The sequence below is a fragment of the Streptomyces sp. PSU-S4-23 genome (assembly GCF_055632315.1).
In genome coordinates this window covers 7,836,925-7,851,001 of the sequence record NZ_JBVMUU010000002.1, presented here as the reverse complement: position 1 = coordinate 7,851,001, position 14,077 = coordinate 7,836,925, and the positions used below count along the sequence as shown (strand labels likewise).

The window sequence follows — 14,077 nt, the reverse complement described above, 5'->3', positions numbered from 1 at the left end:
AAGAAGATGATCACTGTGACCGAAGCAACCACAGCCGCGGGACCCCTGGAGCGCCTGTCCGACGCGGGCGTGTCGATCTGGCTGGACGACCTGTCCCGCAAGCGGATCGCGTCGGGCAGCCTCGCCGAACTCGTCGCGACGAAGCACGTGGTGGGCGTCACCACCAACCCCTCCATCTTCCAGGCGGCCATCGGCTCCGGGGAGGGCTACGAGGAGCAGCTGGCCGCCCTGGCCGTGCGCGGCGTGAGCGTCGAGGAGGCGGTCCGCATGATGACGACCGCCGACGTCCGCGCCGCCGCCGACATCCTGCGGCCCGTGTACGAGGCGACGAACGGCAGGGACGGCCGGGTCTCCATCGAGGTCGACCCGCGGCTCGCCCACGACACCACGGCCACGGTCGCCGAGGCCAGGCAGCTGGCATGGCTCGTCGACCGGCCCAACGTCATGATCAAGATCCCGGCGACGAGGGCCGGCCTTCCGGCTGTCACCGAGGTCATCGGCCAGGGCATCAGCGTCAATGTCACGCTGATCTTCTCGCTGGAGCGGTACCGGGAGGTCATGGACGCCTATCAGGCGGGGCTGGAGAAGGCCCGCGAGGCCGGTCTCGACCTGTCCGCCATCCACTCCGTCGCCTCCTTCTTCGTCTCCCGTGTCGACACCGAGATCGACAGGCGCCTGGCGAGGGCCGGCACGGACGAGGCGCTGGCGCTCAGGGGCCGGGCGGCGCTGGCGAACGCGCGGCTCGCCTATGAGGCGTACGGGGAGGTCGTCGCCGGCGAGCGGTGGCTCGCCCTCGCCGGAGCGGGGGCCACCAGGCAGCGCCCGCTGTGGGCGTCGACCGGTGTGAAGGACCCGGCCTACAAGGACACGCTGTACGTCGACGAGCTGGTCGCGCCGGGCACCGTCAACACCATGCCCGAGGCCACCCTCGACGCCACCGCCGACCACGGTGACATCCGGGGCGACACCGTGACCGGCGGTTTCGCGCAGGCCCGTGCGGACCTCGCGGCCGTGGAGCGGCTCGGAATCCCGTACGACGAGGTCGTGAGGCGACTCGAGGAGGAGGGTGTCGCGAAGTTCGAGGCGGCCTGGCGGGACCTGCTGGACGCCGTGGCGGGCTCGTTGAGGAGCAAGGGAGTTGACGGGGAATGAGGACGCAGCGTCCCACGACGACAGTCGTACGGTCCGCGCGGGACCGGGACACCCCGGCGGCCGAGGAGACCCGGGGGACCGAGAAGGCCCGGGAGACCGAGGCGGCCCGGGAGACCGAGAAGGCCCGGGAGGCCGAGAAGGCCCGGGAGACCGGGGCACCGGTCCCCGCGTCCGCCTCCGCCTCCACCCCCGCCGTCGTCTCCGCCTGGAGCAACCCCCTGCGCGACCCCCGCGACCGCCGCCTGCCGCGCATCGCCGGCCCCTCCGGCCTGGTCATCTTCGGCGTCACCGGCGACCTGTCCCGCAAGAAACTGATGCCGGCCGTCTACGACCTCGCCAACCGCGGTCTGCTGCCGCCGGGTTTCTCACTGGTCGGGTTCGCCCGGCGCGACTGGGCCGACCAGGACTTCGCCCAGGTGGTGCACGACGCCGTGCGCGAGCACGCCCGCACCGAGTTCCGCGAGGAGGTGTGGCAGCAGCTCGCCGAGGGCATGCGGTTCGTTCCGGGGGACTTCGACGACGACTCCGCCTTCAAGCAGTTGCGGTCCGCCGTCGAGGAACTGGACGCCTCCCGCGGCACCAGCGGCAACTACGCGTTCTACCTCTCCGTGCCACCGAAGTTCTTCCCGGACGTCGTCCGGCAGCTCAAGAGGCACGGCCTCGCGGACGCTCCGGAAGGATCCTGGCGGCGTGCGGTCATCGAGAAGCCGTTCGGCCACGATCTGGCCAGCGCACGCGAGCTGAACACGATCGTGCACGACGTGTTCGGGCCGGACCAGGTCTTCCGCATCGACCACTACCTCGGCAAGGAGACCGTCCAGAACATCCTGGCGCTGCGCTTCGCCAACCAGATGTACGAGCCGGTCTGGAACCGGTCGTTCGTCGACCATGTGCAGATCACCATGGCGGAGGACATCGGCATCGGCGGCCGCGCCGGCTACTACGACGGCATCGGCGCCGCCCGAGACGTCATCCAGAACCACCTCCTGCAACTGCTCGCCCTCACCGTCATGGAGGAGCCCGCGTCCTTCGACGCCGGATCGCTCCTCATGGAGAAGCTGAAGGTCCTCACATCGGTGAGGCTGCCGGAGGATCTCGGCCGGCACACCGTGCGCGCCCAGTACGCCCCCGGCTGGCAGGGCGGAGAGAAGGTGCGCGGCTACCTCCAGGAGGAGGGCATCGCCCCGGCGTCCACCACCGACACATACGCGGCGCTCAGGCTGGAGGTCGACAACCGCCGCTGGGCAGGCGTCCCGTTCTACCTGCGCACCGGCAAGCGTCTCGGCCGCCGGGTGACCGAGATCGCAGTGGTCTTCCAGCGGGCGCCCCACTCGCCGTTCGGCACCACCGCCACCGAGGAGCTCGGGGAGAACGCGATCGTCATCCGGGTGCAGCCCGACGAGGGCATGACGGTCCGCTTCGGTTCGAAGGTACCGGGTACCTCGATGGAGATCAGGGACGTCACGATGGACTTCGCCTACGGCGAGTCGTTCACCGAGTCGAGCCCGGAGGCGTACGAACGGCTGATTCTGGATGTACTGCTCGGCGACGCCAACCTCTTCCCGCGCACCGAGGAAGTGGAGGAATCCTGGAAGATCCTCGACCCTGTCGAGGAGTACTGGGCCGCGCACGGCAGGCCCGCGCAGTACCCCTCGGGCAGTTGGGGCCCCGAGGAGGCCGACAAGATGCTCGCACGAGACGGACGGAGCTGGCGCAGGCCATGAAGATCGACCTGACCGACACCACGTCAAGCAAGATCAACAAGGCGCTGGTGCAGGGCCGCCGCGCCCTCGGCACCCCCGCCGTGGGCATGGTCCTGACGATGGTCATCGTGACCGACGAGGAGAACGCGTACGACTCGATCAAGGCGGCCGAGGAGGCCTCGCACGAGCACCCCTCGCGCACCCTGGTCGTCATCAAGCGGCACTCCCGCACCCTGCGTGACCGCACGTCCTCGCGCCTGGACGCCGAGGTCCGGGTGGGCGCGGACGCCGGCACCGGCGAGACCGTCGTACTGAGGCTGTACGGCGAGGTGTCCGACCACGCCGACTCGGTGGTCCTGCCGCTGCTGCTGCCGGACGCGCCCGTCGTCGTGTGGTGGCCGGTGGACGCGCCCGACACCCCTGCCAGGGACCCGCTGGGCGCCCTCGCGCAGCGCCGGATCACCGACCTGTATGCCGTCGAGGCCCCGCTGACCACGCTGGAGACCCGGGTCGCCTCCTACGCGCCGGGCGACACCGACCTGGCCTGGACCCGGCTGACGCCCTGGCGGTCGATGCTGGCCGCGGCGCTCGACCAGGCCCGTGCGGAGGTGATCTCCGCGGCCGTCGAGAGCGAGGCCGAGAACCCGAGCGCCGAGTTGCTGGCCCGCTGGCTGGAGGCCCGGCTGCGGGTACCCGTCGAGCGGATCGTCACCGCGGGACCCGTCGTCACGGCGGTCCGGCTGGGCACCGAGAAGGGCGAGGTCGTCATCGACCGCCCGGAGGGCCCGCTGGCCACGCTCAGCCTTCCGGGCCAGCCCTCGCGGACCATGGCGCTGAAGGTGCGCACCACCTCCGAACTGATCGCGGAGGAGCTGCGCCGCCTCGACGCGGACGAGATGTACGCCATCGCCCTGCGCGGCAAGGGCTCACACAAGAACGCCCCCACGGGCGCGAAGGAGAACCGCACTCATGTCTGACAGCCCCAGGCTCACCCACCGGCCGGAATGGACGGCCCTGGAGGACCACCGCGCGGGGGCACTGCTCCACCCGGATCTGCGCGAGCTGTTCGACCGGGACCCCGGGCGGGCCCGGCGCTACACGGTGCGCGTCGGCGACCTGCTGATCGACTACTCCAAGCACCTGATCACCGACGAGACGCTCGCCCTGCTCCAGGAACTGGCCACCGCCACCGGCGTGTTCGGGCTGCGCGACGCCATGTTCCGCGGTGACAGGATCAACACCACGGAGAACCGCGCGGTCCTGCACACCGCGCTGCGCGCCCCGCGGGACGCGGTGATCGAGGTGGACGGGGAGAACGTGGTGCCCCGGGTGCACGCCGTGCTCGACAAGATGGCCGCCTTCGCGGACAAGGTCCGCTCGGGCGAGTGGACCGGGCACACCGGCAGGCGCATCAAGAACGTCGTCAACATCGGCATCGGCGGCTCCGACCTGGGCCCGGCGATGGCCTACGAGGCGCTGCGCTCCTGCACCGACCGCGACCTGACGGTCCGCTTCGTCTCCAACGTGGACGGCGCCGACCTGCACGAGGCCACCCGCGACCTGGAACCGGCGGAGACGCTGTTCATCGTCGCGTCGAAGACCTTCACCACCATCGAGACGATCACGAACGCGACCTCGGCCCGTTCCTGGCTCGTCGAGGGGCTGGGCGAGGAGAAGGCGGTCGCCCGGCACTTCGTCGCCCTGTCGACGAACGCCGGGAAGGTCGCCGGGTTCGGCATCGACCCGGACAACATGTTCGAGTTCTGGGACTGGGTGGGCGGCCGCTACTCGTACGACTCGGCGATCGGCCTGTCCCTGATGATCGCCATCGGCCCCGACCGCTTCCGGGAGATGCTCGACGGCTTCCGCACCGTCGACGAGCACTTCCGCACCGCGCCCGCCGAGTCCAACGCCCCGCTGCTGCTGGGCCTGCTGGGCATCTGGTACGGCTCGTTCTTCGGCGCCCAGTCGCACGCGGTGCTGCCGTACTCGCACTACCTGTCCAAGTTCACCGCCTACCTGCAGCAGCTGGACATGGAGTCCAACGGCAAGTCGGTGGACCGCGACGGGCACCCCGTGGAGTGGCAGACGGGGCCGGTGGTGTGGGGCACGCCCGGCACCAACGGCCAGCACGCCTACTACCAGTTGCTCCACCAGGGCACCAGGATGATCCCGGCCGACCTGATCGGTTTCGCCAACCCGGTCGACGAGCTGAGCGGTGGACTCAGGGCGCAGCACGACCTGTTGATGGCCAACCTGTTCGCGCAGGGCCAGGCGCTCGCGTTCGGCAAGACCGCCGCCGAGGTCCGTGCCGAGGGGGTGCCGGAGGAGCAGGTGCCGCACCGCACCTTCCGCGGCAACCACCCCACCACCACGATCCTGGCCACCGAGCTGACCCCGTCGGTCCTCGGCCAGCTGATCGCCCTCTACGAGCACAAGGTGTTCGTCCAGGGCGCGATCTGGCACATCGACTCCTTCGACCAGTGGGGTGTCGAGCTGGGCAAGGTCCTCGCCAAGCGGGTCGAGCCCGCGCTGACCGGCGGCACGGACGTCCCTGGCCTCGATCCCTCCACCGCCGCCCTCGTGGCCGCGTACCGCACACTCAGGAAGTGAACTGACATGACAACGATGCAACTGGGTCTGGTCGGTCTCGGCAGGATGGGCGGCAACATGCGCGAGCGGATCCGCCGCGCGGGCCACACCGTCATCGGATACGACCGCAACCCGGACATCTCCGATGCCAGCAGTCTGACCGAACTCGTGGAGAAGCTCGAAGCCCCGCGCGTGGTCTGGGTGATGGTCCCGGCCGGCGCCGCCACCCAGTCCGTCGTCGACGAGCTCGCCGGCCTGCTCTCCCCCGGCGACACCGTGGTCGACGGCGGCAACTCCCGCTGGACGGACGACCAGAAGCACGCCGAGGAGCTGGGCGCCAGGGGCATCGGCTTCGTCGACGCCGGCGTCTCGGGCGGCGTGTGGGGCCTGCAGAACGGCTACGCCCTCATGGTCGGAGGCGACGGGGAGCACATCGAGCGGCTGAAGCCCGTCTTCGAGGCGCTCAAGCCCGAGGGGCCGTACGGCTTCGTCCACGCGGGCAAGGTGGGGGCGGGCCACTTCTCGAAGATGGTCCACAACGGCATCGAGTACGCGATGATGCAGGCCTACGCCGAGGGCTGGGAGCTGCTGGAGAAGATCGACTCCGTGGACAACGTCCGCGAGGTCTTCCGCTCCTGGCAGGAGGGCACGGTCATCCGCTCCTGGCTGCTCGACCTCGCGGTCGGTGCCCTCGACGAGGACGAGCACCTGGACCGGCTGCGCGGCTACGCGGAGGACTCCGGCGAGGGACGCTGGACCGTGGAGGCCGCCATCGACAACGCGGTGCCGCTGCCGGCGATCACCGCGTCGCTGTTCGCGCGGTTCGCGTCCCGGCAGGACGACTCGCCGCAGATGAAGATGATCGCGGCGCTGCGCAACCAGTTCGGCGGCCACGCCGTCGAGTCCGCGAAGTAGGCCCGGACCATGGGCGACGTCATCCTGGTCCGTCATGGGGAGACCGAGTGGACCGTGACCGGGCAGCACACCAGCTGGACGGATCTCCCGCTCACCCGACGCGGTGAGGAGCAGGCCAAGACCATGACGCCGTTCTTCGCCGCGCAGTCGTTCGGCCTCGTGCTCACCAGTCCGCTGCACCGGGCGGTGCGGACCGCGGAGCTGGCGGGCCTGGCCGGCGCGCAGACCGACCTCGACCTGCACGAGTGGGACTACGGGGCCTACGAGGGGCTGACCACCCGTGAGATCCATCGCACCCGGCCCGACTGGGTGCTGTGGTACGACGGGGTACCGCCCGGTCCCGACGGTCACCCCGGCGAGTCGCCGGCGGAGGTCGGCGTGCGGGCCGACCGCGTCCTGTCCCGGGTGGACGCCGCCCTGTGCAATCACCCCGGCGATGTGGTGCTGGTGGCCCACGGGCACTTCCTGCGCGTGCTCACGGCCCGTCGTCTCGGCCTCCCGCCGGACGCGGGGCGGTACTTCCAGCTTGCGACGGGCACCATCAGCCGGCTGTCGACGGAGCACGGCAACCATGTGATCGCGTCCTGGAACGAGCCGGGGACCTTCCCCGGGCGCGGCTAGGCCCTGTCGTCACATTCCCGTCGTCCGCCCGAAGGGCGGTCCGCGCGGCGTCGTGGGGGCACCGCCCGCGCGAGCGCAGCCGAGCGTGGGGGAGCGTGCTCTCGGCGTGCCGGGCCTGACCCACGTACTGGATGTACGTGGGTCCGGGCCCGGTGCGGCGAGTGGGGGTGCCGTGCCCCTGCTCGAAGAGCTTCGGGGAGCGTGCACGGCGTCGCACGGCAGACGGGAAGGTGACGAGGTCCGGCCAGGAGTGCGGGGCCCTGCGCCCGGTGTGCGGTACCGCCGGGCGCACCGGGCGTCCACAGGTCACCGGGACCCGGGACCAGGCCGCCTCCTATGTGTTGGACCAGGCCCGACGGCACAGCACCAGCCGGTAGCCGTCGGGGTCCTCGATCGTGACGCCCCACTCGTTCCAGTACGGGTTGGGCGAGGGCACCCTCCGGCCGCCGTGCTCCTCCAGACGGGCCACCAGGTCCTCCGGCACCGGCTCGTCGAGGTAGAGGACGAGCAGGTCCTCCTCGGTGGGGCACGGCTCGACGGGACGGGCGGCCTCATGGACGAGTTCCAGGTGCCAGGGGGCCTCCGGCCACCCGAGCATCAGCAGATCGTGCTCGCCGGGCCGCACACCGCCCTCCGCCCGGTACACCACCGACAGTCCGAGCCCTCCGGTCCAGAACCGCTCGGCCGCGGCCAGGTTCCGGGAGGGGCGGGCGATACGGATGTGGCTGTGACCGCCGACGGGCATGGGCGGCTCTCCTCACGGACGGGACGAAGGACGGGCGGGACGAAGAGCGGGCGGGACGAAGGACGGACGAGACGAAGGACGGACGGGGCCCCGTCGAGAGCCTAGGAGAGCCGTGATCGCCCGGACCATCGGCCGTCCGCCCTGCGTCGCAGGACCTAGGGCCGTCGTCACATCCCCGCCGTCCGCCCGGAGGGCAGGCGGGGCTTTCCCGGCGGGCCCTAGCCGGGCTTGGTCAGGGCGCGCGTCATCATCGCGCCCACCTCGCGGGTGAGGCCGCCGTCGCACGGGATGCCCAGAGCCAGGGCCAGTTCCTTGCCGTGGAGGTCGGTCAGGGCTTCGACGAGGTCGGCGAAGGTGGAGGCGGCGGCGCGGCCGCGGGTGGCCGCGGTCGCGGCGGCCAGCGGGCCGATGACCGCGGCGGGCCACCAGCAGGCGCCGAGCAGGAGATAGGCCGCGGCCCAGGCGTGCAGGCGAGCGGCCGAGGTGAAGGCGGTGCGGGCGGCGGTGAGTTCGGCGCGGGTGCCATCGGGGGCGAGGAGCCAGAGATGGGGCCAGGCAACGGTGAGGTCGAGCCGGTAGGCGCGCCAGACCCGGTGTTCGGGCGCGGTGATCCGGTCGCCGGTCCAGAACGCGTGGCGGGGCGTGGTGAGGGCGATGCGGGCACGGGCGGCGTAGTGGCGTTCGGTGGACTCGGTGAGCGGGCCGGCGTCGTCGGCACCGGCGATCGTGGCGCGCCCGGCGTCCACCAGCGCGGCGCGGTAGGCGCTGTCGGCGTCCTGCCAGCGTCGCAGGCGACGAGCCGTCAGCCGGCGGGTGACGGGCCCGCGGGTGTCGATCAGCCAGACCTTCTCGCACCACGTTCCCCCCACCTGGACGGCGGCTCCGACGGCCGCCGCGGCGGCGAGGACGGCGAGCACGGCCACCGCGATGGCGCCTGGGCTGTGGGCGCCGGGGGCGGTGGCCAGGGAGTCGAGTCGGGCGCGCAGGCGTCCGGTGTCGTTCCAGTGGCGTTGGCCGAGGGTGACGGCGGTGGCGAGCGCGGCCAGGTAGACCAGACCGGGGATCGTCAGCAGCGACATCCAGCGTTCGGCGAGCCGGCCGCCGAGCGTGCTGAGGAAGGCGGTCACGGCCGCAGGGTGATCTCGCGCAGCGGCTGGCCGAAGACCTGGCAGCGCGGCGGCCCACCGGCGTCGGGGTCGGGCGCCTCGACCCGTGCGCAGTGGCCGAGGGGGCAGGCGAGCACATACAGCGGCGGGTGGCCGTGGCCCGCGCCCGGGAGGCGGTCGTACAGGCCGGAGGCGGTGCGGTAGGAGCCGAGGCCGGCGCTGTGCCCGGCGGTGAGGAGCAGTTCCTCCACCTCGTCGAAGGAGTCCTCCAGTTCCTCGGGGCTGCGGCCGCCGCGCAGCTCGGCGAGGATGTGGTCGACGAGCTGCCGCATCGTCGCGTCCGCGGTCAGCTCGGCCGGGGTCGCCATCAGCCTGCGGCACAGTTCCCCGAGCCGCTCGTGGCCCGGTCCGGGTTCCCTCACCGCTGTCTCCCTCCGCCGTACGGTCAGCATAACGACCGTGCTTCTCCGGGCCGTTGGATATCGTGGAGTGTCATCTCGGCACACGGGGGCCGGTCATGTCGTACGGGGACAAAGCCACTCCGCCGGATCCGGTGGAGTCGGCAAACGCGCGGGTCCGGCGGTTCCACCGCACGCGCGACCGGAGGGATCTGGACCAGGCGGTCGAGGGGTACCGGGCCGCGTTGCGCGGGCCGTTGGACGAAGTCGGCCGCAGGAGCTGCGAGGCGAACCTGCGTGCGTGCCTGTGGCTTCGGTGGCGGGCGTTCGACGACGACCGCGACCGGGACGAGCTGATCGCGCTGACCGGCGCGGCGGTGACCGGGAAGGACGCGGCGGAGCAGGACCTGGTCTTCCTCGGAGTCGCGCTGGGCTACCGGTTCGACCACGGGCGGCGCCGGGAGGACCTGGACCGGGCGGCCGGTGCGCTGCGGCGGGCGGTGGCCATACCGCAGGAGCGAAGCAAGAACCGTGCGATGGCGCTGTACTCACTCGGCCGGCTGCTCAACGTCCGGTACGAGGAGATGGGCGACCCGCGCGACCTGGCGGAGGCGGAGAGCGCGTTCCAGCGTTCGCTGGGCCAACTGCCGCCCGGTGACACGGAGCGCCCGACGACCATGGACGGTCTCGCGCTGGCCAGGGAGCACCGCTTCGGCCTGACGGGGGACCTGCGGGCGCTGCGCGAGGGACTCGGCCTGCGGCGCGCGGCACTGGCGGAGAGCCCGCCCGGGGCGCGCGATCGCGCCTCCGTGCTGGACGGCCTCGGCTCGGCGCTGCGGACGTGGGTGGAGGTCTCGTCCGACGAGTCCGCCGTCGACGAGATGCTCCGCGTCGCCAGGACGGCCCTGGCGGAGGCCCCGGGGCAGGCGGACCACCCGCAGCGGCTGCAGGCGCTGACCGGACTGGGCGTGGCGCTGCGGCTGGCCGCCGAGCACGGCGGCGGCACGGCGGTGCTGCGTGAGTCGGTGGACCTGCTGCGGGCGGCGGTCCGGCACACGCCGCCCGGCCGGCACCGGGTGCTGAGGCTGAACAGCCTGGGCAACGCCCTGCACCGGCTCGGCGAGCAGACCGGAGACGCGGCGCTGCTGGACGAGGCCGTCGAGGCGCTGCGGGAGGCCGTGGCCGGCAGCGGGCCCGGGCGGATCGACGGACCTGTGGCGAACCTCGCGGTCGCCCTGCGCGAGCGCTACCACCAGACCGGCGACCTGGACGCCCTGCGCGAGGCCGCCGACCTGGCCCGGCAGGCTGTCAGGGCCTTTGCCGCGCCACTGGATTCCACGGGTCATCTGGCCAACCTGGGGGTGATCCTCCAGACCTGGTACGACCGGACCGGGGACGCCTCGGTGGCGGCCGAGGCCGTCGCGGTGGCCCGCAAGGTGCTGGCCGGCACCCCGGAGGACAGCCCGCAGTGGACCGTCCGGGCCAATCACCTCGCCAACGCTCTGTCCAAGCGGCACGCCGCGGCCGGTGATCCGCCCGACCTCGAGGAGGGGATCTCGCTGTTGAGGCGGGCCGCCGACGCCACGGCGTACGGCGACCGGGAACTGCCCGTGCTGCTGCACAACCTCGGCGGCGCGCTGCTCACCAAGGCGCGGGCCGACGAGGACCCGGCCGTGCTGGCCGAGGCGGTCACCACGCTCGGCCGGGCGGCGTGGGCGCCTTCCGGCAACGAGGCCGAACACGCGAACCATCTGCAGACGTACGCGAGCGCCCTGCGCTCCCTGCACCAAGCCGACGGCGATCCGGGCGTACTGCTGGCGGCCGAAGACGCCTACCGGCAGGTGGCCGCGATCGGTGCCCTCCCGGCCGACCGCCGGATCGGGGCGGCCTGGGACTGGGGCGCGGCCGCGGCGGACGGGGGCCGCTGGGAGGAGGCGCTGCGAGGATACCGGCTGGCGGTGGAGCTGCTGCCGTTCAGCGTCACGCGGCGGCTGGCGCGCAGCGACCAGGAGCACCGGCTCGCGGGGGTGCACGGGCTGGCCGCCGAAGCGGCGGCGTGCGCCGTCAACGCCGGGGAGCCGGAACTGGCCGTTCTGCTGCTGGAGCAGGCCCGGGGGGTGCTGCTCTGGCAAGCCGTCTCGGCGCGTGGCGAGTGGGAGCGGCTGCGCGGCGCGCACCCGGAACTGGCCGGGACGTTCCTCCGCTTGCGGGACCGCATCAACGCGCTGGACGCTCTGAACGGGCAGGAGCGGGAGCAGCCGTCCTCCGACGAACGGCACAGACTGGCCGCGGAGTGGGAACGGCTCGTCACACGGATCCGCGCACTGCCCGGCTTCGCCGACTTCCTCGCGGCACCGACGCTCACTCGCCTGCTGGCGTGCGCCGCTCGCGGGCCGGTGGTGCTCGCGTACTGCAGCGCATACCGCAGCGACGCGCTGGTCCTGCGGCCGGACGGGCTGCTGGTGGTGCCGCTGCCCGGGGTGACTCCGGCAGTGCTGGAACAGCAGGTGGCCCGGCTGGACGGCGCCCTTGCGGCGGCAACCGACCCCGCCGTGGAACGGCAGGCCCAGCGGACCGTCGGCGAGGTGCTGCGCTGGACGTGGGACCGGGTCGCCGAACCCGTTCTCGCCCGCCTCGGTCTGCTCGACGCGCCGTCCGGCGACGACTGGCCGCGGCTGTGGTGGTCGCCCGGCGGCGCGCTTGCCGCGCTGCCGTTGCACGCGGCCGGCTACCACGACGGGGACCGGGCCGTCCTGGACCGGGTGATCTCCTCCTACACACCGACCGTGCGCACCCTGGCGTACGCCCGGGCCCGGGCGGCGGGGCCTGTGCCACCCGGCCGTCTGCTGGCGGTGGCACAGCCCGACACGCCCGGCGTCCGGCCGTTGCACGGTGCCCGGCGGGAAGTCGCCGAACTGGCGAAGATCCTGCCGTGCGACCTGATCACCGGCTCCGAGGCGACGCTCGCGCGGGTGGTGCGGGCGCTGCCCGAGCACCCTTACGCACACTTCGCCTGCCACGCGGTGAGCGATCCGGACGATCCGTCGAACGCGCGCCTGCTCGTGCACGACCACCAGCGAGAGCCGTTGACGGCCCACCGGATCTCCCGGCTGGAGCTGCTGCGGGCGCGCCTCGCGGTCCTGTCGGCCTGTGAGACCGCGCGGGGCGCCGAACGGCTGGCGGACGAGTCCATCCACATCACCTCGGCGTTCCAGGTCGCCGGCTACCCCCATGTGATCGGCACCCTCTGGCCGGTGCACGACGCGGTGGCGGTGCGGGTGACGAGGAGTCTCTACCGCCGGCTGCACGACGGCGGGTCCGCCGGCTCCGCGGGCCTCGACACCGCGCGGAGCGCCGTCGCACTGCACCACGCCGTACGGGAGTGCCGCGCCGCCTTCCCCCGCACGCCCAGCCTGTGGGCCGCCCATGTGCACTCCGGCCCCTGAGGAACCGATGGAGAGGGAGCTGATTCGGCATGGCCCGATGGTGGCGCAGCCGTTCGAAGACACCCGAGGACCCACCCGGGCGAGAGCCCGAGTTCCCGCCGGCTGCCGAGTGGGTCGCCACGCTCACGGGCCCGGACGGGACCGAGCAGGAGATCGCCCGGGTCCCCATCCCCGCCGACGAACACTTCGCCATGAAGGCCAACGCCACCCTCCGGCGTCTCGGCCCGGACCACCCCGAGACGCTGGCCGCCTTCCGCGACTACGCCCGGGTGCTGGGGCAGGTGGAGGGGCGCCGTGAGGAGGCTCGTGAGCGGCTGACGGATCTGGTGCGGACGCAGGCCGAGGTGCTCGGCTATGTGCACGCGGACACCCTCACGACCGCCGCCGACCTGGCGGGGCTGCTCCAGACGATGGGCGAACTGCGCACCGCGGAGCAGGTGTGGCGGAGCGTCTGGGCCAGTCGTGGCGAACTGCTGGGCCGTGACCATCCCGACACGCTCGCCTCGGCCGTCCGCCTCGCCGAGGTGCTGGAGGGCCTGGCGCGCGTGCCGGAGGCCACCGCGCTGCGCAGGGACGTCCTGGAACGCCACAGGCGCGCGCTCGGCCCGGACCACCCCGATACGCTGGCCGCCGCCAACGGCCACGCGATCTCCCTGATCAAGGCGGGCCGCTGGGAGGAGGCCGAACGGGAACTCCGGGACCTGATCGGCCGGCTTCGGCGGCGGAGCGAACGCGACGACGACGCCCTGCTCGGCGCGCGGGGCAACCTCGGCGCCGCCCTGTGCCGGCTCGGCCGCCTGGAGGAGGCGCACGAGGTGCTGCGCACCGTCCTGGACGAGTACGAGCGTGCCAGGGGCCGGGACCACCGGGACACCCTCTCGATCCGCAACAACCTCGCCGCCGTACTGCACGCCATGGGCCGTTACGCGGACGCCGTGGTCGTGCTGCGCGAGGTGGAGGCCGGCACCGTCCGGCTGCGCGGCGACACCCATCCCGACGCCCTCCATGCCCGGGACAACCTGGCGAACGTCCTGATCGACGCCGGGCAACATCGGGAGGCGGCCCAGCTGCTGAGCAGCTGCCTCGACGGCTACCGCCGGGTGTTCGGCCCCGGCCACCCTCTGGTCCGCAAGGCCGCCGAGCGCCTCGACTGGCTGCGCGACAACCCGGCCTAGTGCCCCGGCAGACGACGTTTGCTCAGAGGTCGTTTAGCGCCCAGCTTCGACCAGGCGGGCCTGAGATCACGCGTCCGCTCGGGCTGCCTGCAGAAACGCCGGCCTCGCGGTCGCCCCTGCAGTGCCAGGAAGTGCCTCATCATCGATGTCGTTCGCTCGGGCATGATCTATTCCGATCGGACCGAGCGGTGGGGTGATGTGACGTGGGCGAGTGGCGAACCGAT

At 72.6% G+C, this 14,077-nt stretch carries 11 protein-coding genes; 8 read left to right on the top strand and 3 right to left on the bottom strand.

The window, feature by feature from the left end:
* The first annotated feature begins 6 nt into the window (after positions 1 to 6).
* Genes tal through ACZ79I_RS35485 form a run of 6 tightly spaced genes read left to right on the top strand, consistent with a single transcriptional unit; the run spans position 7 to position 6,983 of the window.
* Positions 7 to 1,152, top strand: a complete 1,146-nt coding sequence (tal, locus tag ACZ79I_RS35510; RefSeq protein WP_471503196.1) for a transaldolase — start codon at positions 7 to 9, stop codon at positions 1,150 to 1,152.
* A complete protein-coding gene (gene zwf / locus ACZ79I_RS35505; RefSeq protein WP_471503194.1) occupies positions 1,149 to 2,876 on the top strand; it encodes a glucose-6-phosphate dehydrogenase in 1,728 nt (575 codons plus the stop codon). The genes tal and zwf overlap by 4 nt, the downstream gene beginning before the upstream one ends.
* Positions 2,873 to 3,832 carry a glucose-6-phosphate dehydrogenase assembly protein OpcA gene (gene opcA / locus ACZ79I_RS35500; protein ID WP_471503192.1) on the top strand — a complete coding sequence of 320 codons (960 nt, stop codon included), beginning with the start codon at positions 2,873 to 2,875 and terminating at the stop codon, positions 3,830 to 3,832. The genes zwf and opcA overlap by 4 nt, the downstream gene beginning before the upstream one ends.
* Positions 3,825 to 5,468 (top strand): glucose-6-phosphate isomerase, encoded by a 1,644-nt coding sequence (gene pgi / locus ACZ79I_RS35495; RefSeq protein WP_471503190.1) that lies wholly within the window; start codon positions 3,825 to 3,827, stop codon positions 5,466 to 5,468. The genes opcA and pgi overlap by 8 nt, the downstream gene beginning before the upstream one ends.
* 15 nt (positions 5,469 to 5,483) lie before the next feature.
* The gene (gnd, locus tag ACZ79I_RS35490; protein ID WP_471505418.1) at positions 5,484 to 6,362 is read left to right on the top strand and encodes a phosphogluconate dehydrogenase (NAD(+)-dependent, decarboxylating); all 879 of its coding nucleotides are present in this window, start codon (positions 5,484 to 5,486) and stop codon (positions 6,360 to 6,362) included.
* A 9-nt stretch (positions 6,363 to 6,371) separates the two neighbouring features.
* Positions 6,372 to 6,983, top strand: coding sequence for a histidine phosphatase family protein (locus tag ACZ79I_RS35485; protein WP_471503188.1), 612 nt, complete (start codon positions 6,372 to 6,374; stop codon positions 6,981 to 6,983).
* 334 nt (positions 6,984 to 7,317) lie between these two features.
* On the opposite strand, the gene ACZ79I_RS35480 is transcribed toward ACZ79I_RS35485, so the two are convergent.
* From ACZ79I_RS35480 to ACZ79I_RS35470, 3 genes are all read right to left on the bottom strand, one after another.
* The gene (locus ACZ79I_RS35480) at positions 7,318 to 7,728 is read right to left on the bottom strand and encodes a VOC family protein (RefSeq protein ID WP_471503186.1); all 411 of its coding nucleotides are present in this window, start codon (positions 7,726 to 7,728) and stop codon (positions 7,318 to 7,320) included.
* Between the two features lie 218 nt (positions 7,729 to 7,946).
* A complete protein-coding gene (locus ACZ79I_RS35475) occupies positions 7,947 to 8,855 on the bottom strand; it encodes a hypothetical protein (protein ID WP_471503184.1) in 909 nt (302 codons plus the stop codon).
* The gene (locus ACZ79I_RS35470; RefSeq protein ID WP_471503182.1) at positions 8,852 to 9,256 is read right to left on the bottom strand and encodes a hypothetical protein; all 405 of its coding nucleotides are present in this window, start codon (positions 9,254 to 9,256) and stop codon (positions 8,852 to 8,854) included. Before ACZ79I_RS35470 ends, ACZ79I_RS35475 begins: the two co-directional genes overlap by 4 nt.
* Before the next feature lie 95 nt (positions 9,257 to 9,351).
* Between ACZ79I_RS35470 and ACZ79I_RS35465 the strand changes: the two genes are divergently transcribed.
* On the top strand, positions 9,352 to 12,678 hold the full coding sequence (locus tag ACZ79I_RS35465; protein ID WP_471503180.1) for a CHAT domain-containing protein: 3,327 nt from the start codon (positions 9,352 to 9,354) through the stop codon (positions 12,676 to 12,678).
* Positions 12,679 to 12,707: 29 nt separating this feature from the next.
* Positions 12,708 to 13,853, top strand: coding sequence for a tetratricopeptide repeat protein (locus ACZ79I_RS35460; RefSeq protein ID WP_471503179.1), 1,146 nt, complete (start codon positions 12,708 to 12,710; stop codon positions 13,851 to 13,853).
* The last annotated feature ends 224 nt before the right edge of the window (positions 13,854 to 14,077 follow it).

What these genes read in the sequence shown, in the direction of transcription:
- opcA (WP_471503192.1), top strand. Translation starts at nt 2,873, where the DNA reads ATGAAGATCGACCTGACCGACACCACGTCAAGCAAGATCAACAAGGCG.
- ACZ79I_RS35460 (WP_471503179.1), top strand. Translation starts at nt 12,708, where the DNA reads ATGGCCCGATGGTGGCGCAGCCGTTCGAAGACACCCGAGGACCCACCC.
- ACZ79I_RS35485 (WP_471503188.1), top strand. Translation starts at nt 6,372, where the DNA reads ATGGGCGACGTCATCCTGGTCCGTCATGGGGAGACCGAGTGGACCGTG.
- gnd (WP_471505418.1), top strand. Translation starts at nt 5,484, where the DNA reads ATGCAACTGGGTCTGGTCGGTCTCGGCAGGATGGGCGGCAACATGCGC.
- ACZ79I_RS35465 (WP_471503180.1), top strand. Translation starts at nt 9,352, where the DNA reads ATGTCGTACGGGGACAAAGCCACTCCGCCGGATCCGGTGGAGTCGGCA.
- tal (WP_471503196.1), top strand. Translation starts at nt 7, where the DNA reads ATGATCACTGTGACCGAAGCAACCACAGCCGCGGGACCCCTGGAGCGC.
- ACZ79I_RS35480 (WP_471503186.1), bottom strand. Translation starts at nt 7,728, where the DNA reads ATGCCCGTCGGCGGTCACAGCCACATCCGTATCGCCCGCCCCTCCCGG.
- pgi (WP_471503190.1), top strand. Translation starts at nt 3,825, where the DNA reads ATGTCTGACAGCCCCAGGCTCACCCACCGGCCGGAATGGACGGCCCTG.
- zwf (WP_471503194.1), top strand. Translation starts at nt 1,149, where the DNA reads ATGAGGACGCAGCGTCCCACGACGACAGTCGTACGGTCCGCGCGGGAC.